This window comes from Streptomyces sp. NBC_01460 (genome assembly GCF_036227405.1).
In the GTDB taxonomy this organism is placed as follows: domain Bacteria; phylum Actinomycetota; class Actinomycetes; order Streptomycetales; family Streptomycetaceae; genus Streptomyces.
Window position 1 is genome coordinate 5,805,542 of record NZ_CP109473.1, and the last position, 20,822, is coordinate 5,826,363.

General features: G+C 71.3%; 22 protein-coding genes. 16 read left to right on the top strand and 6 right to left on the bottom strand.

The annotated features are described in order from the left end of the window. Positions 1 to 239 precede the first annotated feature (239 nt). The 8 genes from OG488_RS26355 to OG488_RS26390 all read left to right on the top strand — a co-directional run bounded on the left by OG488_RS26355 (position 240) and on the right by OG488_RS26390 (position 9,165). Positions 240 to 1,232, top strand: coding sequence for an ABC transporter permease (locus OG488_RS26355; RefSeq protein ID WP_329233072.1), 993 nt, complete (start codon positions 240 to 242; stop codon positions 1,230 to 1,232). Between the two features lie 44 nt (positions 1,233 to 1,276). Beyond that, entirely contained in the window at positions 1,277 to 3,037 is a 1,761-nt protein-coding gene (locus tag OG488_RS26360; protein WP_329233073.1) for an ABC transporter substrate-binding protein, read from the top strand. A gap of 91 nt (positions 3,038 to 3,128) precedes the next feature. Next, positions 3,129 to 4,118 carry an ABC transporter permease gene (locus OG488_RS26365; protein ID WP_329233075.1) on the top strand — a complete coding sequence of 330 codons (990 nt, stop codon included), beginning with the start codon at positions 3,129 to 3,131 and terminating at the stop codon, positions 4,116 to 4,118. Beyond that, the gene (locus tag OG488_RS26370; protein ID WP_329233077.1) at positions 4,115 to 5,206 is read left to right on the top strand and encodes an ABC transporter ATP-binding protein; all 1,092 of its coding nucleotides are present in this window, start codon (positions 4,115 to 4,117) and stop codon (positions 5,204 to 5,206) included. Before OG488_RS26365 ends, OG488_RS26370 begins: the two co-directional genes overlap by 4 nt. Next, the gene (locus tag OG488_RS26375; RefSeq protein WP_329233079.1) at positions 5,203 to 6,564 is read left to right on the top strand and encodes an ABC transporter ATP-binding protein; all 1,362 of its coding nucleotides are present in this window, start codon (positions 5,203 to 5,205) and stop codon (positions 6,562 to 6,564) included. Before OG488_RS26370 ends, OG488_RS26375 begins: the two co-directional genes overlap by 4 nt. Positions 6,565 to 6,582: 18 nt before the next feature. Then, on the top strand, positions 6,583 to 7,254 hold the full coding sequence (locus OG488_RS26380) for a trimeric intracellular cation channel family protein (RefSeq protein WP_329233081.1): 672 nt from the start codon (positions 6,583 to 6,585) through the stop codon (positions 7,252 to 7,254). Between the two features lie 51 nt (positions 7,255 to 7,305). Then, complete coding sequence (locus tag OG488_RS26385; RefSeq protein ID WP_329233083.1) at positions 7,306 to 8,172, top strand: thioesterase family protein; 867 nt, start codon at positions 7,306 to 7,308, stop codon at positions 8,170 to 8,172. A gap of 21 nt (positions 8,173 to 8,193) precedes the next feature. Beyond that, positions 8,194 to 9,165 carry a helix-turn-helix transcriptional regulator gene (locus OG488_RS26390; protein WP_329233085.1) on the top strand — a complete coding sequence of 324 codons (972 nt, stop codon included), beginning with the start codon at positions 8,194 to 8,196 and terminating at the stop codon, positions 9,163 to 9,165. Here the strand turns inward: OG488_RS26390 and OG488_RS26395 are convergent. Both OG488_RS26395 and OG488_RS26400 read right to left on the bottom strand, forming a co-directional pair. Next, on the bottom strand, positions 9,137 to 9,970 hold the full coding sequence (locus OG488_RS26395; protein WP_329233086.1) for an alpha/beta fold hydrolase: 834 nt from the start codon (positions 9,968 to 9,970) through the stop codon (positions 9,137 to 9,139). The genes OG488_RS26390 and OG488_RS26395 overlap by 29 nt on opposite strands. Before the next feature lie 10 nt (positions 9,971 to 9,980). Next, positions 9,981 to 10,604: a TetR family transcriptional regulator gene (locus tag OG488_RS26400; RefSeq protein WP_329233088.1), complete on the bottom strand. Its 624-nt coding sequence runs from the start codon at positions 10,602 to 10,604 to the stop codon at positions 9,981 to 9,983. A 104-nt stretch (positions 10,605 to 10,708) separates the two neighbouring features. Here OG488_RS26400 and OG488_RS26405 point away from each other — a divergent pair, with 104 nt between their 5' ends. Both OG488_RS26405 and OG488_RS26410 read left to right on the top strand, forming a co-directional pair. Then, positions 10,709 to 10,864, top strand: coding sequence for a hypothetical protein (locus tag OG488_RS26405; RefSeq protein WP_329233091.1), 156 nt, complete (start codon positions 10,709 to 10,711; stop codon positions 10,862 to 10,864). 16 nt (positions 10,865 to 10,880) lie between these two features. Beyond that, entirely contained in the window at positions 10,881 to 11,228 is a 348-nt protein-coding gene (locus tag OG488_RS26410) for a DUF4190 domain-containing protein (RefSeq protein WP_329233092.1), read from the top strand. Between the two features lie 22 nt (positions 11,229 to 11,250). Here the strand turns inward: OG488_RS26410 and OG488_RS26415 are convergent, their stop codons facing one another. Continuing rightward, positions 11,251 to 11,844 (bottom strand): TetR/AcrR family transcriptional regulator, encoded by a 594-nt coding sequence (locus OG488_RS26415; RefSeq protein WP_329233094.1) that lies wholly within the window; start codon positions 11,842 to 11,844, stop codon positions 11,251 to 11,253. A gap of 142 nt (positions 11,845 to 11,986) precedes the next feature. On the opposite strand from OG488_RS26415, the gene OG488_RS26420 reads away from it, so the two are divergent. Both OG488_RS26420 and OG488_RS26425 read left to right on the top strand, forming a co-directional pair. Continuing rightward, positions 11,987 to 13,864 carry a serine/threonine-protein kinase gene (locus tag OG488_RS26420; protein ID WP_329233096.1) on the top strand — a complete coding sequence of 626 codons (1,878 nt, stop codon included), beginning with the start codon at positions 11,987 to 11,989 and terminating at the stop codon, positions 13,862 to 13,864. A 155-nt stretch (positions 13,865 to 14,019) separates the two neighbouring features. Then, positions 14,020 to 15,189, top strand: a complete 1,170-nt coding sequence (locus OG488_RS26425) for a cysteine desulfurase family protein (protein WP_329233098.1) — start codon at positions 14,020 to 14,022, stop codon at positions 15,187 to 15,189. Here OG488_RS26425 and OG488_RS26430 read toward each other — a convergent pair. Next, the gene (locus tag OG488_RS26430) at positions 15,182 to 15,868 is read right to left on the bottom strand and encodes an N-acetylmuramoyl-L-alanine amidase (protein ID WP_329233100.1); all 687 of its coding nucleotides are present in this window, start codon (positions 15,866 to 15,868) and stop codon (positions 15,182 to 15,184) included. The two genes, OG488_RS26425 and OG488_RS26430, sit on opposite strands and share 8 nt — an antisense overlap. Before the next feature lie 61 nt (positions 15,869 to 15,929). Here OG488_RS26430 and mnmA point away from each other — a divergent pair, with 61 nt between their 5' ends. Then, complete coding sequence (gene mnmA / locus OG488_RS26435) at positions 15,930 to 17,063, top strand: tRNA 2-thiouridine(34) synthase MnmA (RefSeq protein ID WP_329233102.1); 1,134 nt, start codon at positions 15,930 to 15,932, stop codon at positions 17,061 to 17,063. A 55-nt stretch (positions 17,064 to 17,118) separates the two neighbouring features. On the opposite strand, the gene OG488_RS26440 is transcribed toward mnmA, so the two are convergent. Further along, positions 17,119 to 17,919 carry an alpha/beta fold hydrolase gene (locus OG488_RS26440; protein WP_329233104.1) on the bottom strand — a complete coding sequence of 267 codons (801 nt, stop codon included), beginning with the start codon at positions 17,917 to 17,919 and terminating at the stop codon, positions 17,119 to 17,121. A 76-nt stretch (positions 17,920 to 17,995) separates the two neighbouring features. Then, positions 17,996 to 18,331, bottom strand: a complete 336-nt coding sequence (locus tag OG488_RS26445) for a DUF427 domain-containing protein (RefSeq protein WP_329233106.1) — start codon at positions 18,329 to 18,331, stop codon at positions 17,996 to 17,998. 65 nt (positions 18,332 to 18,396) lie between these two features. On the opposite strand from OG488_RS26445, the gene OG488_RS26450 reads away from it, so the two are divergent. From OG488_RS26450 to OG488_RS26460, 3 genes are all read left to right on the top strand, one after another. After that, a complete protein-coding gene (locus tag OG488_RS26450; RefSeq protein WP_329233107.1) occupies positions 18,397 to 18,936 on the top strand; it encodes a TIGR00730 family Rossman fold protein in 540 nt (179 codons plus the stop codon). Positions 18,937 to 18,951: 15 nt separating this feature from the next. Continuing rightward, positions 18,952 to 19,641, top strand: a complete 690-nt coding sequence (locus OG488_RS26455) for an SDR family oxidoreductase (protein ID WP_329233109.1) — start codon at positions 18,952 to 18,954, stop codon at positions 19,639 to 19,641. A gap of 120 nt (positions 19,642 to 19,761) precedes the next feature. Further along, a complete protein-coding gene (locus OG488_RS26460; protein ID WP_329233110.1) occupies positions 19,762 to 20,787 on the top strand; it encodes a methionine synthase in 1,026 nt (341 codons plus the stop codon). Positions 20,788 to 20,822 lie beyond the last annotated feature (35 nt).

Sequence of the window (20,822 nt, forward strand, 5' to 3'; positions counted from 1 at the left end):
GTCCGGATAACGGAAGCCCTCTGACAGCATCACGTTTGAGCAAACATTCCCCGTCAGGTCTGGCGGGTGATCGCAAAGTGGTTGAAGACTCCCTACAGCAGGTGCTCCATGCCCGCGTATCCCTCTTTCAAACAGGGTTCGTCCGGGCGTGCACCACCACATGCATCACATGTTGATACGAGCCGCTACAGCGGCGGTCACAGGCCGGCCACCGTCGGCCGAGAGGGGTCTCCAGCGCAATGACGGCACCGATCGAGACCACCGGGGCGGATGTACGGCCCGAAACGGTGCTGGAAGGCGCCGGGCGCAAGGAGATCGAGGGCCGCTCGCTCGGCCGCATCGCCTGGACGCGCTTCAAGCGGGACAAGGCCGCGATGGCCGGTGGCATCGTTGTCGTGCTGCTGATCCTCGTCGCGGTGCTGTCCAAGCCGCTGCAGTCGCTCCTCGGGCTCGACCCCGACGCGTTCAACCAGAGCCTGGTCGACCCCGTCCTGCTGGCGCCCAAGGGTTCCCTGGGCGGCATGAGTTGGGACCACCCCCTCGGCGTCGAGCCGCAGACCGGGCGCGACATCCTGGCGCGCATCCTCGAAGGTTCCTGGGTCTCCCTCGTGGTCGCCGTCGGCTCCACGCTGCTCTCGGTGGTCATCGGCGTCGTCATGGGCGTCGTGGCCGGGTTCTACGGCGGCTGGGTGGACAGCTTCATCAGCCGCCTGATGGACACCTTCCTGGCCTTCCCGCTCCTCCTCTTCGCGATCTCCATCTCCGCCTCCCTGCAGGGCAACGCCTTCGGGTTGGAAGGCCTCACGCTGCGGATCGCGGTCCTGATCTTCGTGATCGGCTTCTTCAGCTGGCCCTACATCGGCCGGATCGTCCGCGCGCAGACCCTGTCCCTGCGCGAGCGGGAGTTCGTCGAGGCCGCCAGGTCGCTCGGCGCACGCGGTCCGTTCATCCTCTTCCGCGAGCTGCTGCCGAACCTGATCGCGCCGATCCTCGTCTACGCGACGCTGCTGATCCCCACGAACATCCTCTTCGAGGCGTCCCTGTCCTTCCTCGGCGTGGGTATCGCACCGCCGCAGGCGTCGTGGGGCGGCATGCTCACGCAGGCGGTCGACCTCTACGAGGTGGACCCGATGTTCATGGTCATCCCCGGCATGGCGATCTTCATCACCGTGCTGGCCTTCAATCTGCTGGGGGACGGGCTGCGTGACGCACTCGACCCTCGTGGCAAGTAATCGCGGCTGTGCCGCACCGGACTAGCGAGGGGGCTTTCCTCAGCATGCAGAACAGAAAGACAGCAGCGGCCATAGCCGTGGCCGTGGCGGTATCGCTCGGCGCATCGGCCTGCAGCGGCAGCGACTCGGGCGGTGACAGCAACGGCGGTGGGGGCAACGCCAAGGCGGACGCCGCGCTGACGAGCATCGTCAACGCCACCGACAAGAAGGGGGGGACGGTCACCTTCGAGCACGCCAGTGGCCCGGACTCCCTGGACCCGGGCAACACGTACTACGGCTGGGTGCAGAACTTCTCCCGCCTGTACGCCCGTTCCCTGGTGACCTTCAAGCCGGCCGCCGGCAAGGAGAGCCTGGAGGTCGTCCCTGACCTCGCCACGGGCCTCGGCAAGGCCAGCGCGGACGCCAAGACCTGGACGTACACGCTCCGCAAGGGCGTGAAGTTCGAGGACGGCACCGAGATCACCTCGAAGGACGTCAAGTACGCCGTCGAGCGCTCCAACTTCGCGCCGGAGGCACTGTCCAACGGCCCGACGTACTTCAAGGCGTACCTCGAGGGCGGCGACAAGTACAAGGGTCCGTACAAGGACAAGTCCGCCGAGGGCCTCAAGTCCATCGAGACCCCGGACGACCACACGATCGTCTTCAAGCTGAACAAGCCGTTCGCGGACATGGACTACCTGGCCGCGTTCTCGCAGACCGCGCCGATCCAGCAGAAGGCCGACACGGGCGCCAGCTACGTCCAGAAGATGGTCTCCTCGGGTCCGTACAAGATCTCGGCGTACGACGAGAGCAAGGGCGCGACGCTCGTCCGCAACCCGGAGTGGGACCCGAAGACGGACCCGATCCGCAAGGCCCTGCCGGACAAGATCGAGCTGAAGCTCAACGTCAACCCCACCACGGTCGACGACCACCTGCTCAACGACGTGACCACCGCGGACGCGAACGGCACGGGTCTGCAGTCCAAGACCCAGCCCAAGGTCCTGGTCAAGGCCGCCGAGAAGGCGAAGACGGACAACCCGTACGCCGGCGCCCTGCAGTACATGGCGCTGAACGTCAACGTGAAGCCGTTCGACAACATCGAGTGCCGCAAGGCGGTCCAGTACGCCGTCGACAAGCAGAGCCTGATCGACTCGATCGGTGGCTCGGTCAAGGGCGACCCGGCCTCCACGGTCATCCCCCCGACCGTCGCCGGCTACAAGAAGTTCGACCTGTACCCGACCGAGGGCAGCAAGGGCGACGCCGCCAAGGCGAAGGAGCACCTGACCAAGTGCGGTCAGCCCAAGGGCTTCAAGACCACGCTGACGGCGCGCTCCGACCGTCCTGACGAGATCACCGCCGCCACGCAGCTCCAGGGCAGCCTGAAGGCGATCGGCATCACCGCCGAGATCAAGCAGTTCCCGTCGGACAAGTACTTCACCGACTTCGCGGGCGTCCCCGAGTGGGTCCACAAGAACAACGCCGGCATGATGATGATGCAGTGGGGCGCCGACTGGCCGACCGGCTTCGGCTTCCTGGACCAGATCGTGAACGGCACGGCCATCAAGCCGTCCGGTGGCACGAACCTGATGGAGCTCGACGACAAGGGTGTCAACGAGGCCCTGGTCAAGGGCATCGGCACCGTGGACGCCACGGCCCGTAACGCCGCCTGGGGCGACGTCGACCAGAAGGTCATGGAGAACGCCTCCCTCGTCCCGCTCGTCTACCGCAAGAACCTGCTGTACCGCCCGGACTCCGCGGCGAACGTCACGGTCACGGACGCGTACCTCGGCATGTACGACTACGTGCTGCTGACGTCCAGCAAGTAACACCTGTTCATCGACAGCATCCCTTGAAAGGCAGGTGAAGGCGCCGGGCCGGCGGGCGTAACCCCGCCCGCCCGCCCGGCGCCGCACGGCTGTGGCTGCGTACATCATCCGACGCGTATTCGCCGCGGTGTTGCTGCTGCTGGTGGTCAGCGCAGTCACGTTCGCGATCTTCTTCCTGGTGCCCCGCCTCGGCGGGCAGACCCTCGACTCGATGGCCGCCCAGTACGTCGGGAAGAGCCCCGACCCCGACGTGATCGCCGCGGTCAAGAAGAACCTGGGGCTCGACCAGCCCCTCTATCTCCAGTACTGGAACTTCGTCAAGGGCATCGTCGTCGGCGCCGACTACCAGTTCGGTCCCGACCCGGTCACCTGCAACGCCCCGTGCTTCGGCTACTCCTTCAAGACCCACACCGAGATCTGGCCGCAGCTCGTCGACCGCATTCCGGTCACGCTGTCGCTGGCCGTCGGTGCCGCGGTCCTCTGGGTCGTCTCCGGTGTCGCCATCGGTGTCGTCTCCGCGCTGAAGCGGGGCTCGTTCTTCGACCGTGTCTCCATGGGTGTCGCCCTCGCCGGTGTCTCGCTGCCGATGTTCTTCACCGGCCTCGTCGTGCTGGCGCTCTTCGGCAACGGGGAGTACGTCCCCTTCGCGGACGATCCGATCGCATGGGCGGGCAGCCTGGTGCTGCCCTGGTGCACACTCGCCCTCCTGTACTCCGCGCTCTACGCCCGGCTCACCCGGGCGGGGATGCTGGAGACGATGGGTGAGGACTACATCAGAACCGCGCGGGCCAAGGGCCTCAAGGAGCGCAAGGTCGTGGTCAAGCACGGTCTGCGCTCGGCGCTCACCCCGCTCGTCACGATCTTCGGCATGGACTTCGCACTGCTGCTCGGCGGCGCGGTCATCACCGAACGGGTCTTCTCCTTCCAGGGGCTGGGTGCCTTCGCCATCCAGGGCGTGACCACCGCCGACCTGCCCAAGGTGATGGGCGTGACCCTGGTCGCCGCCTTCTTCATCGTCATCTGCAACCTGCTGGTGGACCTCGTGTACGCCGCGATCGACCCCCGGGTGAGGCTCTCATGAGCGACGCAATCAAGAAGGACGCCCCGGCGGCGGACACCACCGTCCCGGCCCCGCGGTCCGGCGACGGCCACGAGTTCCTCTCCGTACGGAATCTCAGCGTCCACTTCGACACCGACGACGGGCTGGTCAAGTCCGTCGACGGCGTCAGCTTCGACCTGAAGGCCGGTCAGACCCTCGGCATCGTCGGCGAGTCCGGCTCCGGCAAGTCCGTGACCTCGCTGGGGATCATGGGCCTGCACACCTCGGAGCGCGCCCGCATCGGCGGGGAGATCTGGCTCGACGGCGAGGAGCTCATCGGGGCCGGCCCCGAGCGCGTGCGCAAGCTGCGCGGCCAGAAGATGGCCATGATCTTCCAGGACCCGCTGTCCGCCCTGCACCCGTACTACAGCATCGGCGCGCAGATCGTGGAGGCCCACCGGGTCCACAACAAGGTCGACAAGAAGACCGCGAAGAAGCGCGCGGTCGAGATGCTCGACCGTGTGGGGATCCCCGAGCCGCACCGCCGCTACGAGGACTACCCGCACCAGTTCTCCGGCGGCATGCGCCAGCGCGCCATGATCGCGATGGCCCTGGTCAACAACCCGCAGCTGCTCATCGCGGACGAGCCGACGACCGCCCTCGACGTCACCGTCCAGGCGCAGATCCTCGACCTCATCCGCGACCTCCAGAAGGAGTTCGGCTCCGCGGTCGTCATGATCACCCACGACCTCGGCGTCGTCGCCGAGATCGCGGACCACCTGCTCGTGATGTACGCGGGACGCTGCATCGAGCGCGGCAGCGCCGAGAAGGTCTTCTACGAGCCCCAGCACCCCTACACCTGGGGGCTGCTCGGCTCGATGCCGCGCATCGACCGGGAGCAGACCGAGCGGCTCATCCCCGTCAAGGGTTCGCCGCCCAGCCTCATCAACGTCCCGTCGGGCTGCGCCTTCCACCCGCGCTGCCCGTACGCCGACGTCCCGCCGGACAACATCACCCGCACCGAGCGTCCGGAGCTGCAGCAGGTCAGCGACGGGCACTACTCCGCGTGCCACATGTCGCGTGAGCAGCGTGACCGGATCTGGACCGAAGAGATTGCGCCGAAGCTGTGACTGATCTGAACAAGAAGACTCCCGCGTCTCCCGCGGCCGGGTCGGACGGGTCCGGGTCGGAGCCGCTCCTCAAGGTCGAGGGCCTCGTCAAGCACTTCCCGATCACCAAGGGCGTGCTGAAGCGCAAGGTCGGCGCGGTCCAGGCCGTGGACGGACTCACCTTCGACGTGCGTCCAGGGGAGACCCTCGGCGTCGTCGGCGAGTCGGGCTGCGGCAAGTCGACCATGGGGCGGCTGGTGACCCGCCTGCTGGAGCCGACCGGCGGCAAGGTGGAGTTCCAGGGGCGCGACATCACGCACATGTCCGCGGGACGCCTGCGGCCGATGCGCCGCGACATCCAGATGATCTTCCAGGACCCGTACGGCTCGCTGAATCCGCGCCACACGGTCGGCGGGATCGTCGGCACCCCCTTCCGCCTCCAGGGCGTCAAGCCCGAGGACGGCGTGAAGGCGGAGGTCCAGCGGCTGCTGGAGCTGGTGGGGCTCAACCCCGAGCACTACAACCGCTACCCGCACGAGTTCTCCGGCGGTCAGCGTCAGCGCATCGGGATCGCCCGGGCGCTCGCGTTGAAGCCGAAGCTGGTCGTCGCGGACGAGCCGGTCTCGGCGCTGGACGTGTCGATCCAGGCGCAGGTCGTGAACCTGCTGGACGACCTCCAGGAGGAGCTCGGCCTCACGTACATGATCATCGCGCACGACCTGTCGGTCATCCGCCATGTCTCGGACCGGATCGCGGTCATGTACCTCGGCAAGATCGTCGAGCTGGCGGACCGTACGTCGCTGTACACGGCTCCGATGCACCCGTACACGAACGCGCTGATGTCCGCGGTACCGGTGCCGGACCCGCGCCGGCGCGGTGCGAAGAGCGAGCGCATCCTGCTCAAGGGCGACGTTCCGTCACCGATCTCACCGCCGAGCGGCTGCCGCTTCCACACCCGGTGCTGGAAGGCGACGCAGGTCTGCGCGACGACCGAGCCGCCACTGCTCCAGCTGAAGACCGGGCACCAGGTGGCGTGCCACCACCCGGAGAACGGCGAGGACCAGGCACCGGGGGACGCGCCGCTCGTCGCGGACCGCATCACCGTGAAGTCGACGGTCGCCGCCGAGCCGGCCGCGGTGGCGAAGGCGGAGGAGGCCGGGGCGCCGGCGGGGAAGCCCGCCGAGGCCGAGGTGCCGGACGAGGCCGCTGCCGAGCCTGTCGTGTCGGACACGACCGGGGCCGCTGCTGAGTCGGCGGCGTCGGACGAGCCCGGGGCCGCTGCTGGGCCGGTCACGTCGGACGAGCCTGCCGCGTCGGGCGGGTCCGGTGAGGCCCCCGCCGCACCGTCCAAGGGTGCGGAGGCCGAGCCGAAGGAGTAGTACCGGCACAATTGCCCGGTGCTCAACGAACTCTTCACCCCCTCCGTCCAGCATGCGCTCGACCTCGTCGGGATCTTCGTCTTCGCGATCTCGGGCGCCCTGCTCGCCGTACGCAAGAACTTCGATGTCTTCGGCATCGCGGTCCTCGCCGAGGTGACAGCGCTGGGCGGGGGGATCTTCCGTGATGTGATGATCGGCGCGATCCCGCCGGCGGCGTTCACGGACCTCGGCTACTTCCTGACCCCGCTGATCGCCGCCGGTCTGGTCTTCTTCCTGCACCCGCACGTGGAGCGGATCCAGGTCGGCGTCAACGTCTTCGACGCGGCGGGGCTGGGTCTGTTCTCCGTGTCCGGCACGGTCAAGGCGTACGACTACGGCCTCGGCCTCACCTCCTCCGCCGCCCTCGGGCTGGCGACCGCGGTCGGCGGTGGTGTCCTGCGCGACGTCCTGGCCAACGAGGTGCCCTCGCTGCTGCGCTGGGACCGCGACCTGTACGCCGTGCCCGCGATCGTCGGGGCCGTCATGGTGGTCCTCTGCATCCGTTTCGAGGCCCTCAACGCCTACACGAGCGGCACCGCCGTCATCGCCGCGTTCGTCCTGAGGCTGCTGGCCATGCGCTTCCACTGGAGGGCCCCGCGGGCCTACAACCGGCGCTCGGCCACGGCGGAGGAGAGTCCGGCCGTCATCTGACCGCAACAAAAAGCTACCGCTCAGTAATACGGTCGGTGTACCGTGCATGCCATGGCACAGGCAGCAGCGCAGGAGTCGCGCGCAGTACAGGCGACCATCGGTGACAGCGAGTTCGACCGCGACACCGCCGTCGCCCTCCGGGAGGAAGGCGTCTACGACGCGGAGCTCTCCGCGGGCTGGACGATCATCCACGCGGTCAACGGCGGCTACCTGCTCGCCATGCTCGGCCGCGCGCTCGGCGAGGCGCTCCCGCACTCCGACCCCTTCTCGGTCTCCGCCCACTACCTCACGGCCTCCGTGCCCGGCCCCGCCGTGATCCGCACCCAGGTCGTCCGCACCGGCCGGACCCTCTCCACCGGCGAGGCCTCGCTCTTCCAGTTCGCGGAGGACGGCTCGGAGATCGAGCGCATCCGGGTGCTGGCCACCTACGGCGAGCTGGACGGCCTGACCGACGAGGTCCGTACGACGGCCCGGCCGCCGGCCATCCCGCCCCTGGACCAGTGCCTCGGGGCGAGCGACGGCACGGCGCCGATCCCCGGCAGCTCCGCCATCACCGAGCGGCTCGACATCAAGCTCGACCCGGCGACGGTCGGCTGGGCCGTCGGCGCACCCTCGGGCAAGGGGGAGATGCGGGGCTGGTTCGGGCTTGCGGACGGCCGCGACGCGGACCCCCTCTCGCTGCTCCTCACCGTCGACGCGCTGCCGCCCACCTCCTTCGAGCTGGGGCTGAAGGGCTGGACCCCCACCATCGAGCTCACCACCCACATCCGCTGCCGCCCGGCCCCCGGCCCGCTGCGCGTCTCCATCACCACCCGCAACCTCGCGGGCGGTTTCCTGGAGGAGGACGCGGAGGTCTGGGACAGCGCCGACCGGCTCGTCGCCCAGTCCCGCCAGCTGGCCCGCGCACCCCGCGGCTGACCTCCGCGCCATGATGGTGCGGTGAAGTCCGACCGGCTGCTCTCCATCCTGCTGCTGCTCCAGACCCGTGGCCTGGTGCCCGCCGGCGAGCTGGCCGAGCGCCTCGAAGTCTCCGTACGCACCATCTACCGGGACGTCGAGGCGCTCTCCGCCTCGGGCGTGCCCGTCTACGCGGAGCGGGGGCGCAACGGGGGGATCGCCCTGCTGCCGGGCTTCCGTACGGACGTCTCCGGGCTCACCGCCGACGAGGCGCGCGCCCTGTTCGTCGTCGCCGCACAGGGCGCCCACGCGGCGCTCGGGCTGGACGCCGCGCTGGGGTCCGCGCTGCGCAAGGTGATGGCGGCGCTCCCGGCTCCGCACCGGCCCGCCGCCGAACAGACCAGCCGGCGCATCCTGGTGGACCCTGTCCGCTGGATGAGCGGGCCGCCGGCCGCCGTCGACGTGGGCGAGCTGCACGACGCGGTCTTCGCCGACCGGCGGCTGTCGCTCCACTACCGGCACAGCGGCACCGACACCCCGCGCGTCTACACCGTCGACCCGTACGGCCTCGTCGTGAAGGCGGGCGTCTGGTACCTGACCGCCGACCTGGACGGCGCGCCCCGGCTCTTCCGCGCGGACCGGGTGGAGCGGGCGGCTCCCACCGGGGAGCCCGTGGTGCGCAGGCACGGTGTGGAGCTCGCCGACGTCTGGGAGGAACTGCGCCGGCAGGTCGAGGAGCGGCCGGGCGGCGTACGGCTCGGGGTGCGCGTCCACCGCTCCCGGCTGGACCTCTTCGTGCGCCTCCACGGCGGGGTGCTGACCGGCCGTCCGGAGCCGGAAGGGGGGCCGGCGGGGGAGTGGCTGCTCGCCGAGCTCGACGTGCCCGAGGTGGCGTGGGCGCGTTCCCTGCTCTCCTTCGGGTCGAACCTCGAAGTGCTGTCCCCGCCCCGGGCGCGCCGCGTGCTCGCCGAGGCCGCGGCCGCGGTCACGGAGCTGTACGCAGGAAACGGGTGAGCGCCGCCGTGAGCTCGGCGGGCGCGTCCTCCTGGACCAGGTGCCCCGCCCCGTCGATCAGCCGCAGCTCGGCACCGGGGATCGTCCCGGCCAGCTCATGGCCGCGGGCGACCGGGATCCAGGTGTCCTCCGTACCCCAGCAGATCAGCACGGGCAGATCCAGCTCCCCGTAGCGGTGCTGGATCTCGTCGGTGAACCTCTGGTCGTTCTGCGAGATCTGCCGGTAGAACGCGGGCTGCCCGGCCTCGGTGCACCAGGGGGCGACGAGCCGGTCGAGCACCGCCGGATGCAGCCCCCGGTGGCTGGCCGAGCCGACGTACTCGGTCACCAGCGCGCGGTGCAGCTCGGGCGGCAGCGCGCCGAACACCTCGGCCCGCCCGCCGAGGAGCCGGTAGGCGGGCGAACCCCAGGGGGCCAGCGCCACCGGGTCGACGAGGGCCAGACGCCGGTAGCGGGCGCCGTGCAGAAGGTGGGCGCGCAGGGCCACGCAGCCCCCGAAGTCGTGGGCGATCAAAGCCGGTTCGCCGAGCCCCCAGTGATCGAGGAGCTCGGTGAGCACCCCGGCCTGGGCGCCCAGCGACACGTCCTGGCCGGGGTACTGCGCGGAGGCGCCGTACCCCGGGAGGTCCCACACATGGACGCGGTGGTCCTGGGCGAGCCCCCGTGCGATGCCCCGCCAGACGTACGAGGAGAAGGGCGTGCCGTGCACGAGGACGACGGGAGGGGCCTGTTCCGGGCCGAGGGCGGTCCAGCGCACCTCGCCCGAGGAGCTGGTGAAGGTCCGGTCGAGTGTCCAGTCGCTCATGGAGCCGACCCTACGGCGTGTCCAGCCAGTGGGCCCGGCCCAGCGTGACCAGGCGCAGCCTGCGCCGCGCGACCCGGACGACCTCCTGCTCGCCCCGGGGGCCGGCGTCCAGCAGGGCCGACGCGGTGAGCACCATGTGGTCGACGTACAGGCCGCCCAGCATCAGCAGGTCCTCCCGGTCCCAGCCCGCCGACTCCGGCTCCGTTCCGAGGACATGGGCGACCTCCTCGGCGAAGCCGCGCAGCTGGGCGTCGATGGCTTCGCGGACCTGGACCACGCCGCCGTGCTGCTCACGGGCGATGAAGCGGAAGTGGGCCGGCTGTGCGGTGACATGACGGGCTATCAGGCCGACGCTGCGGTCGAGCCTCTCCTCGCTGTCCCCCGTGTCGGTGAGGATCGCGCCGATCATGCCGTGCAGGCTCCCGAGGGTCTCCTCGACGAGGGCGACGCCCAGGGACGCCGTGCCGTCGAAGTGGCGGTAGAAGGCGGTCGGGGTCACTCCCACGGCCCGGGTGACCTCGCGCAGGCCCAGGCTGCTGAGGCTCTGGTGCTCCAGCAGCTCCAGGGCGGCGTCGAGCAGCGCCTGACGCGTCTTCAGCTTCTGGGCCTGGCGGATGCCGATGGTGTGACTCATGCCATTCAGTAAACAACCGTTCTCCGAGTCTTGGTAGGGGCGCAGGGTCTAGACTGAGGAGTCAGTGAACAGTCGTACTCTCAAAGCTCGCAGAAAGGCCGGACATGTTCGTGCTCGTCGCCGCGCTGCTCCTGCTGGGGGTCGTCCTCGGAGCGGTCGCCCACCTGCCGCTCCCCGTGGCCCTGGCCGCCGCCGCCGTGATCGGTCTCTGGCTGGCGGTCTTCGGCGCCCGTGAGCGCCTCGCCCGCCGCACCCGCTGAGGAAGGAGCCCCCACCATGGCACTCACCACCGCACGTACCGGACGCATCCCGCACACCGCTCCGCGTGACGCCCGCACCGTCGACGCGCCCTCTTCCGGCACCCGCCCGGCAGGCACCCGCCCGGCCGGCCGGGAGGCCGACGGGCTCGCTGTCGCCTCGTTCGTGCTCGGGCTCCTCGGCCTGCTCGTGATGAACGTCCTGCTGGGGCCGGTCGCCATCGTCATGGCACTGCTGGCTCTCGCCCGCTCCACCACCCGCCGTGGCCGCGCCCTGCTCGGACTGGCCCTGGGGGTCGCGGATCTGGCCGTCCTCGCCGTGCTGGTCACCGCCAACGGCACGGTCTCCTGGAGCCTCGCGGGCTGATCCCTTCGGCCGCGGTGCGGGTCTACGCCCGGACCGAACGCCAGATCTGCTCCGGCAGGAGGCGTGCCGCTTCGTCGAGGTCCACGTCGTCGATGCCCGACAGCGACCGGCGGGCGACGGCCACGACGGGGCCCAGGACGAGGGACTCGATCAGCGGCTGCGGGAGCGGGGCGAGCTCCCCGGAGTCCACGCGCAGCCGGATCCAGGCCGCCATGTCCGAGACCCTGGCCTCCTGGGAATCGCGGACCTCCTTGCCCTGGGCCATGCCCTTGCGGTCGGAGAGCGGGGAGTGCAGGAGCAGGGCGGGCCCCGGATGCTCCTGGACGAAGGCCAGGTAGGCCTCCACGGCGGCGGCGATGCCCTCCCGTGCGGTGTCCGTGTCCTTCAGGGCTTCGGCCAGACCGCCCAGCAGCCGGCCCAGCCAGCGGTGACCGAGGGCGCCGATCAGACCGTCGAGGCTGCCGAAGTGGTGGTAGAGACTGCCCAGGCTGATGCCGCTGGCCCGGGTGACGGCGTTGACCGTGAGGCCCTGCTCACCCGACGTGACGAACACCCGGAGCGCGGCGTCCAGGAGGGCGTCGGACGTCACTTCGCCGCGATGCTGCTTGGGGCTCATCGAGTGACCGTCCCTGTGGTTCGTGAAGCGGGGCTCTTCCGCGGTGAATTTCTAGAGTTACTTTCTAGAAAATGCTTCCGCTTCCAGTATCCACTGGTCAGACTTCCCCTGGAACGGATGTGGCGTAGCAGGGGGAGACAGTGTGGGTGCGTCAGACCTGACGGGCAGCGGGGCCAAGCCGCTGGAAGCGGACGATCCGCGGCAGATCGGCGGAATTCCGCTCGCGGGGCGCCTCGGCTCCGGTGGGATGGGCCGCGTGTACCTCGGTGTCCACGAGGGGCGGTACGTCGCCGTCAAGCAGGTGCTCCCCTCGATCGCGGGTGAGGACCAGGACTTCGTCCGCCGTTTCGGGCACGAGCTGGACAACCTCGCCCAGCTGCCCGAGGAGGCCACCGCGCCCCTGCTGGCCAGCGACCGGAACGCACGGCCTCCCTGGCTGGCGACGGCGTACGTTCCCGGGCTCACCCTGAGCAAGGCCATCGAGCTGCACAGGGGCCCGCTGCCCGCCGACACCCTGTGGCTGCTGCTGCGCGAGGCCGCGGCAGGGCTGGTGTCCGTGCACGAGCGGGGCATGGTGCACCGGGACCTCAAGCCGTCCAACATCATGCTGACCGCGGGAGGCGCCACCGTCATCGACTTCGGCGTGGCGCGGGCCGCCGAGCAGAGCCAGCTGACCAGGAGCGGGATGGTGGTCGGCACGCCGGCCTACATGGCTCCCGAACAGGCCACGACGAGGCGGGATCTGAGCGGCGCGGCCGATGTGTTCGCGCTGGGTTCGGTCATCGCGTACGCCGCGAGCGGCAGTCCGCCCTTCGGCGAGGAGTCCGGCCCCGCCGTGCTCTACCGCATCGTGCACGAGGAGCCCGACCTGGAAGCGGTGCGGCGGCTGGACCCCGGTCTCGCCGAGGTCGTCGCGGCCTGTCTCGACAAGGACGCCGAGGCCCGTCCCACGGCGTCCGAGCTGGTACGGCGTGCCGCGGAGCGCGGGCCGTTCCCGGCTCCGCTGTGGCCGGATTCCATCAACGGGAACCTCGCGGAGAAGGCCGCGTTCGCCGCGCACGTCCAGGAGATCGAGCTGCCCGAGTCCGAGTCCGTGGAGACGCTGCGCCTCGGCGGGAAGGACGGCTCCCGTTCCCGGAGGGAGGGCCAGGAGGCCGCGTCGCACCCGAAGTCCCGTGAGCGCCGACGACGGACCCGCGTGTTCCTCGCCGTGATTCCCGTGGTCGTGACGGTGGGCGGAGCGACACTCGCCGTCCAGCTCCTGCCCTACACCTTCGGGCCGGACGACCGCGCGGCGGCCGCCGGCCCGTCCGTGTCGGCCGCAGGCCCGGCCGTGCCCACGGCGTCCCCGTCGGGGCCCCGCCCGTCCGGGTCGGCGTCACCGGGGAAGACGCCGAAGGGCAAGGAGAAGGACGAAGGGGCCGGGGAGGAGGAGCGTGAGACGGAGGACGGTGCTTCCTCTCCCGCCCCGGGAGCGGGCGACGCGGGGAGCGGCTCTCAGGACGGTTCGGGTGGCGCGGACGGCGCGAGCGTTTCCGGCTCCGCGAGCGGCGCAAGCGGCAGTACCGGCGGAAGCGGGTCCGGCACTTCCGGTGGGTCGGGCACGGCGGGGGGATCCACCACGTCCGGCGGCGGTACCGGCTCCGGTGGCACCACCACACCCTCCGGGACCCACCGGTACCGCAACGGCGACAACAACAAGTGCCTCGTCACCGTGTACGGCAGTACGGACGACGGCGACTGCGCCGACCCGAGCGCGACCTGGACCGTCCGGAACCTGTCCGGGGGGAGCTTCGAGCTCGTCAACAAGCAGAGCGGCCGGTGCCTGTCCGCGAACATGCTCAACCAGGCCGTCTTCGTGGGTGCGTGCGACGGCGCGGGTCCGCGCCGCTGGCGTGCGGGGTCGGGGGGCGGCTTCGTCAGCGTCTACAACAGTGGCTGTCTCGACCTGGCCTTCGGCGGCGGCATCGCCGCGAACAGCTGCGCGGGGGAGGCGTCGCAACGCTGGACGGCCCTGTGACCACAGCACCATGAGCGCTCTCCTCCGCAGCAGGTCCGGGGTGCCCGCCACCCCGGCCCTGCCCGGCAGGGCACCGGCCCGGGAGCGTCCGCGCCGTCCGCAGCGCGATACGCCCGGCACGCTTCGCTCCACGGGCTCGTAGAATCGTCACCACCATGGCTTACCTCGACCACGCCGCGACCACGCCGATGCTTCCGGAGGCGATCGCGGCGATGACCACGCAGCTCGCCGTCACCGGTAACGCGTCCTCCCTGCACGCAGCCGGGCGCCGGGCCCGCCGTACCGTCGAGGAGTCCAGAGAGACCCTCGCCGACGCGCTCGGCGCACGCCCCAGCGAGGTGGTCCTGACCTCCGGCGGCACCGAGGCGGACAACCTCGCCGTGAAGGGGCTCTACTGGGCCCGCCGCGACGCCGACCCCCGGCGCACGCGCGTCCTCGCCAGCCCCGTCGAGCACCACGCCGTCCTCGACGCCGTGGACTGGCTCGCCGAGCACGAGGGCGCCACCGTCGAATACCTCCCCGTCGACGCGTACGGGAGGGTGCACCCGGACGCGCTGCGTGAGGCGCTCGCCCGCGACCCCGACGACGTCGCCCTGGTCACCGTGATGTGGGCCAACAACGAGATCGGCACCATCATGCCGATACGTGAACTCGCCCAGGTGGCGCGCGAGTTCGACGTCCCCATGCACGCCGACGCGGTGCAGGCGTTCGGGCAGCTGGAGGTCGACTTCGCCCGCTCGGGGCTGGCCGCGATGACGGTCAGCGCCCACAAGATCGGCGGCCCGTTCGGCATCGGCGCGCTCCTGCTCGGGCGCGAGTACACCCCCGTGCCCGTCCTGCACGGCGGCGGACAGGAGCGCCATGTGCGCTCCGGCACGCTCGACGTACCCGCCGTGGCCGCGTTCGCCGTGGCCGGGCGGCACGCCGCCGACGGACGCGAGGGCTTCGCCGGCAGGATCGGCGCGCTCCGGGACGAGCTGGCCGCCGCCGTCCTGAAGGCCGTCCCCGACGCCCTCCTCGGCGGCGACCCCGCGCCCGGCGGGCGGCTTCCGGCCAACGCCCACTTCACCTTCCCCGGCTGCGAGGGCGACTCCCTGCTGCTGCTGCTCGACGCCCAGGGCATCGAGTGCTCCACCGGGTCCGCGTGCACCGCCGGGATCGCGCAGCCCAGTCATGTGCTGCTGGCCACGGGAACCGACCCCGCCCTCGCGCGCGGCACGCTGCGCTTCTCGCTCGGCCACACCTCGACCGGGCAGGACGTCGAGGAGCTCGCGCGGGCGATCGGCCCTGCTGTCGAGCGGGCCCGGACGGCGGGGCTCAGCTAGCCCGGGAACCCCCTGTGGACGCCGCGCGCACCAGCTCCATGTAGCGCGGCCAGTCCCAGTGCGGTCCGGGATCGGTGTGGTCCGTGCCGGGCACCTCGACGTGCCCGATGATGTGCTCCCGGTCCACCGGGATCTCGTACCGCCTGCATATCGCCGCCGTCAGCCGGGCCGACGACTCGTACATCTTCGCGGTGAAGTCCTGCGGGCGGTCGACGAAGCCCTCGTGCTCGATGCCGACGCTGCGCTCGTTGAACGAGCGGTTGCCCGCGTGGTACGCCACGTCCAGCTCGCGGATCATCTGCGTCACCCGGCCGTTCTGCCCGACGATGTAGTGCGTCGCCGCCTGGTGCGCGGGGTCCTGGAAGACCTTGACCGCGCTCGCGTAGCTGCCCTGGGTGACATGGATGATCACCCGGTCCACGCCGTAGTCGTCGGGGCGGTCGGCCCGCCGCCAGTTCGCCTCGGAGGCGGCCACCCAGCGTGCCGGGGAGTAGTCCAGCTCGCCGGCCTCGCGTGGCTTCTCCACACCCGGCACCCGCCACCACACGCGCCGGATCTCGTCCGCCGCCAGTACGGCCGTGCCCGCTGCTGCGACACCGCCGCCGATCAGCAGCGAGCGTCGGCTGATGCCGTGACCGGGGCTTTTACCCGATCCGCCGGCACTCCCGTTGTTCCCCATGTGCTCCTCAACGCTTATCCGCGAGCATTCGGTTCCCGGCGCCCCGTACTCTGGTGAAGCTATGACTCAGACCTCCCAGCGCCCCCTCCGTGTGCTCGCCGCCATGTCGGGCGGAGTCGACTCCGCCGTCGCGGCCGCCCGAGCCGCCGAGGCCGGCCACGACGTGACCGGTGTGCACCTCGCCCTCTCCGCGAACCCGCAGTCCTTCCGCACGGGCGCCCGCGGCTGTTGCACCATCGAGGACTCCCGGGACGCCCGCCGCGCGGCGGACGTCATCGGCATCCCGTTCTACGTCTGGGACCTGGCGGAACGCTTCCGCGAGGACGTCGTGGACGACTTCGTCGCCGAGTACGAGGCGGGGCGCACGCCCAACCCCTGCCTGCGCTGCAACGAGAAGATCAAGTTCGCCGCGCTGCTCGACAAGGCGCTCGCCCTCGGCTTCGACGCGGTGTGCACCGGCCACTACGCCACCGTCGTGCTCAAGGAGGACGGCACCCGGGAGATGCACCGCGCCTCGGACATGGCCAAGGACCAGAGCTACGTCCTCGGCGTCCTGGACGAGAAGCAGCTCGCCCACGCGATGTTCCCGCTCGGTGACACCCTCACCACCAAGGACGAGATCCGGGCCGAGGCCGAGCGCCGGGGCCTGGCGGTCGCCAAGAAGCCGGACAGCCACGACATCTGCTTCATCGCCGACGGCGACACCCAGGGCTTCCTGGCCGGCCGCCTCGGCGGCCCGGCCCAGGGCGACATCCTCGACGAGGAGGGCGCCAAGGTGGGCACCCACGAGGGCGCCTTCGGCTTCACCATCGGCCAGCGCAAGGGTCTGCGCATCGGCCACCCGGCCCCCGACGGCAAGCCCCGCTACGTCCTGGACATCTCCCCGGTGAACAACACGGTGACGGTCGGCCCGGCGGAGGCCCTCGACGTCACCGCCCTGACCGCCATCAGGCCCCGCTGGTGCGGCACCGCCCCCACGGGCCCCGGCACGTACACCGCCCAGCTCCGCGCCCACGGCGGCGAGACCGAGGTGACGGCGGAGCTGGTGGACGGCACCCTGTCCGTCACCTTCGCCGAGCCGGTCCGGGGCGTCGCCCCCGGCCAGGCGGTCGTGCTGTACGACGGCACCCGGGTCGTCGGCTCGGCCACCATCGCGACGACCGTGCGCCGGGAGACGGCCGCGGCGGCGGGCTGACACCTCCGGGCCGGGTCGCTCCCCTGCGACGACCCGGCCCTGCTCAGGGCCCCCGTCAGGACGCGGCGCGCAGGATCCTGTCCCTGGCGAAGAAGTCCGCCAGCACCGGGGCGATCACATGGGGTGCCAGGTCGCGCGTCTGGCCCGTCAGCGTGCGGTGCCTGGCCCGGGGGATCGCGGCGGCGAGGGCGAGGGTCGTCTCCTGGGCCTCTGCGGTGCTGAAGCCGCCCGTCACCACCAGGGTGCGGGCCGTGAGGGACCCGAACCTCGCTGTGGGAACCGAGCCGTCCCCGAGCAGCGCGTCGTCGTACGCGAGGGTGTGCGCCAGCGCTTCGAGGCCGGGCCACAGCGGGGCGCGCCGCATGCGGGCGATCGTCGCCTCCGGGACCCCGGTCCGCGACAGGTACAGCTCGACGGCGCCGCCCCGGTCGCCGCCCGCCAGCAGCCGGTGCAGCAGCGCCGTGCAGCGGGACTTGTACAGGAGACCCGTGGCACCGGGGGTGTACGGCGGCTCGTAGACCGCGAGCAGGTCCACCGGCAGCCCCGCGGCGTGCGCCTCCAGGGCCAGGGCCCCGCCGGACAGCATCCCGAACAGCGAGACGCGCCCACCCGTCGCGGCCGCCACCGCCGTCAGGTCCTCGATCTCGCGGCGGAGCGCGTACGGCCCGCCGTCGCCGCTCGCCCCGCGGCCCCGCCGGTCGTACGTGACGACCGTGAAGCGCGGGGCCAGCAGAGCGGCCAGCGGCGCCCCGTCGGCCGCGGTGCTCAGGGCCCCGCCGACCAGGATCACCGGCGGCCCGTCGCCGCGGCGGCGGTACGCGATCGACGTGCCGTCACGGGAGAGAGTCTTGTCCATGTGAGGGTGGACCGCCGCGGCCCGCAGAACTCATCGCCGCGCCGGGAAAATATTTCTGACGGTCAGTCGGGCACGGTCAGTCGGACACGACCTCCGTCGCGTAGAAGCAGAAGTGCCCCTTGATGTCCTGGACTTGTTCCTTGGGGTCCGGATAGCCCCAGACGAGGTCCGCCGCACCCGGAACCGACCAGTACGACGCGTCCCCCTTGAAGGGGCAGTGCGTGCGGGTGTCCGACGGCGTCAGCAGTTCACCGCGGACGTCCTCGGGCGGCAGGTAGTAGCGGTCCGGACAGCCCGTCTCGCGCAGCACCAGCGGGCGGCGGCTGTCGGCGAGCACCTGCCCGTCGTGGACGGCGCGCACGTGTACGTCCGCGGGTTCGACGGTGATGATGTGTCCTGTGGTGGAAGCCATACCTGGTTCAGCCGTGCGGGAGCCCGGTTTCTTCCCGTGCCGGGGGCCGGTCGTACGGTGTCCGTATGAACATCTGCGTCTTCCTCTCCGCCGCCGACCTCGACGCCCGCTACACCGTGCCCGCCCGCGAATTCGCCGAGCTGCTGGGCCGGGGCGGACACACCCTCGTCTGGGGAGGGTCGGAGAGCGGCCTCATGAAGGTCGTCGCCGACGGTGTGCAGGAGTCCGGCGGGCGGCTGGTGGGCGTGTCGGTGGACTTCCTGGCCGCCAAGGCGCGCACGAACGCCGACGAGATGGTGATCGCCAAGGACCTGGCCGAGCGCAAGGCGCTGCTCCTGGAGAAGTCGGACGCGATCGTGATCATGGTCGGCGGCACGGGCACGCTCGACGAGGCGACGGAGATCCTGGAGCTCAAGAAGCACGGCAAGCACACCAAGCCCGTCGTCCTGCTGAACACCGCCGGCTTCTACGACGGTCTGCACCAGCAGTTCCTGCGCATGGAGGACGAGGGCTTCCTGCCGCTGCCCCTGACCGAGCTGGTCTTCTTCGCCAAGGACGGCGTCGGGGCGCTGGCCTACCTGGAGGAGTCCGCCGGTCAGCAGTGATGCGAGCATGAGGGCATGCCTACTCACCTCATCACCGGCGCCGGCTCCGGTATCGGCGCGGCCGTCGCGCGCCGCCTCCTGGAGCGCGGCGACGACCTCGTGCTGCTGGCCCGGGACGCCGGACGCGCCAAGGAACTGGCCGCCCTCCACCCCGGTGCCCGCACGCTCGTCGGCGACCTCGGCAACCCCGACCGGCTCTCCTGGGCCTTCGGGCAGCAGACCATGCCCGACCGCCTCGACTCGCTGCTGCACATCGCGGGCGTCGTCGAGCTCGGCACGATCGGCGACCTCACCCCCAAGGCCTGGCACTTCCAGCTCAACGCCAACCTGGTCTCCCCGGCCGAGCTGACGCGTCTGCTGCTGCCGCAACTGCGCGTCGCCCAGGGCCAGGTCGTCTTCGTGAACTCCGGCGCGGGACTCACGGCGCATGCCGAGTGGGGGGCGTACGCCGCGAGCAAGCACGGGCTCAAGGCGCTCGCCGACTCGCTGCGCCACGAGGAGCACGGCAACGGGGTCAGGGTCACCTCCGTCTATCCCGGCCGCACCGCCAGCCCGATGCAGGCCAAGGTCCACCAGCAGGAGGGCAAGGAGTACGACGCCTCGCGCTGGATCGACCCGGAGTCGGTGGCCACCACGATCCTGCTCGCGCTCGATCTGCCGCGGGACGCCGAGATCAACGACCTGACGGTCCGTCCCGGCCGCTGAGACCGGCCGCTGGGACCGGCCGCTGGGACCGGCCGCTGGGACCGGCTGCCGGGACGCGGGATCCGGCGGTCCCGCACCCGGCCGCCCGGAGCCCGCACCCCGGGCCCGTAGGCTTTCCGCGTGAGCGAGAAGAGCGGGTTCAGCACGAGTGCGGCCACCGGGATCGGATCCATGCCGGGGGGAGATGCCCGGGAGGCGGCGAAGACCGTCACCGGGTCCTTCGCCGCCGGCCAGGGCATGCCGTATCTGGCGGAGCTGCCCGCGCGGGGCCCCGGCGCCGACATGACCGGGCGGACCATCGGCCTCCTCGTCGAGATGTACGGCCACGTCGAGCCCAGCGGCTGGCGGATCAGCGACCGCCCCGGCCGCGACACCCGCCGGGCCCGCTCCTGGCTCGGCGAGGACCTCGACGCGCTGGAGGAGTTCACCCAGGGCTACGAGGGGCTGCTCAAGGTCCAGGCCGTCGGGCCCTGGACGCTGGCCGCCGGGCTGGAACTGCGGGGCGGCGAGGCCATGCTCGGCGACCCGGGGGCCTGCCGCGACCTGGCGGGCTCGCTGGCCGAAGGGCTGCGCTCCCACCTCGCCGAGGTGCGGCGCAGGATCCCCGGCGCCGAGGTCGTCCTCCAGCTCGACGAACCCTCCCTGACCGCCGTACTGCTGGGGCGGGTCAGGTCGGCGAGCGGCTACCGCACCTACCGCGCCGTGGACCGCCAGGTCGTGGAGGGAACCCTCCGCGAGGTGCTCGCCGTCCACGACGGGGGACTCACGGCCGTCCACTCGTGCGCCCCCGAAGTGCCCTTCGCGCTGCTGCGCCGCGCCGGGGCGGACGCGGTCTCCTTCGATTTCTCCCTGCTCACCGAGCGTGAGGAGGAGGCGATCGGGGAAGCCGTCGAAGCCGGTACCCAGCTCTTCCTCGGCGTGGTGCCCGGCACCGACGCCGCCTCGACCGCATTGTCGGACCCGGGCGGTAGCGTCAAGGAGGTCAGGACGTTGTGGAGCAGGCTGGGGCTGAATCCGGGGACTCTCAGCGAGTCCGTCGTGATCACCCCGTCCTGCGGGCTGGCGGGAGCGTCACCCGCGTACGCGCGCGCCGCGCTCGCCCACTGCGCCCGGGCCGCGAAGTCGCTCGCGGACAACCCTGAGTAACGGGTCGCGGAGTCAACAGGGCAAACGGGAGGAAC

Bases quoted from the DNA above. Each gene is read 5' to 3' on its own strand.
- OG488_RS26355 (WP_329233072.1), top strand. From the start codon at position 240: ATGACGGCACCGATCGAGACCACCGGGGCGGATGTACGGCCCGAAACG.
- OG488_RS26360 (WP_329233073.1), top strand. From the start codon at position 1,277: ATGCAGAACAGAAAGACAGCAGCGGCCATAGCCGTGGCCGTGGCGGTA.
- OG488_RS26370 (WP_329233077.1), top strand. From the start codon at position 4,115: ATGAGCGACGCAATCAAGAAGGACGCCCCGGCGGCGGACACCACCGTC.
- OG488_RS26385 (WP_329233083.1), top strand. From the start codon at position 7,306: ATGGCACAGGCAGCAGCGCAGGAGTCGCGCGCAGTACAGGCGACCATC.
- OG488_RS26395 (WP_329233086.1), bottom strand. From the start codon at position 9,970: ATGAGCGACTGGACACTCGACCGGACCTTCACCAGCTCCTCGGGCGAG.
- OG488_RS26400 (WP_329233088.1), bottom strand. From the start codon at position 10,604: ATGAGTCACACCATCGGCATCCGCCAGGCCCAGAAGCTGAAGACGCGT.
- OG488_RS26405 (WP_329233091.1), top strand. From the start codon at position 10,709: ATGTTCGTGCTCGTCGCCGCGCTGCTCCTGCTGGGGGTCGTCCTCGGA.
- OG488_RS26410 (WP_329233092.1), top strand. From the start codon at position 10,881: ATGGCACTCACCACCGCACGTACCGGACGCATCCCGCACACCGCTCCG.
- OG488_RS26415 (WP_329233094.1), bottom strand. From the start codon at position 11,844: ATGAGCCCCAAGCAGCATCGCGGCGAAGTGACGTCCGACGCCCTCCTG.
- OG488_RS26425 (WP_329233098.1), top strand. From the start codon at position 14,020: ATGGCTTACCTCGACCACGCCGCGACCACGCCGATGCTTCCGGAGGCG.
- OG488_RS26430 (WP_329233100.1), bottom strand. From the start codon at position 15,868: ATGGGGAACAACGGGAGTGCCGGCGGATCGGGTAAAAGCCCCGGTCAC.
- mnmA (WP_329233102.1), top strand. From the start codon at position 15,930: ATGACTCAGACCTCCCAGCGCCCCCTCCGTGTGCTCGCCGCCATGTCG.
- OG488_RS26440 (WP_329233104.1), bottom strand. From the start codon at position 17,919: ATGGACAAGACTCTCTCCCGTGACGGCACGTCGATCGCGTACCGCCGC.
- OG488_RS26445 (WP_329233106.1), bottom strand. From the start codon at position 18,331: ATGGCTTCCACCACAGGACACATCATCACCGTCGAACCCGCGGACGTA.
- OG488_RS26450 (WP_329233107.1), top strand. From the start codon at position 18,397: ATGAACATCTGCGTCTTCCTCTCCGCCGCCGACCTCGACGCCCGCTAC.
- OG488_RS26455 (WP_329233109.1), top strand. From the start codon at position 18,952: ATGCCTACTCACCTCATCACCGGCGCCGGCTCCGGTATCGGCGCGGCC.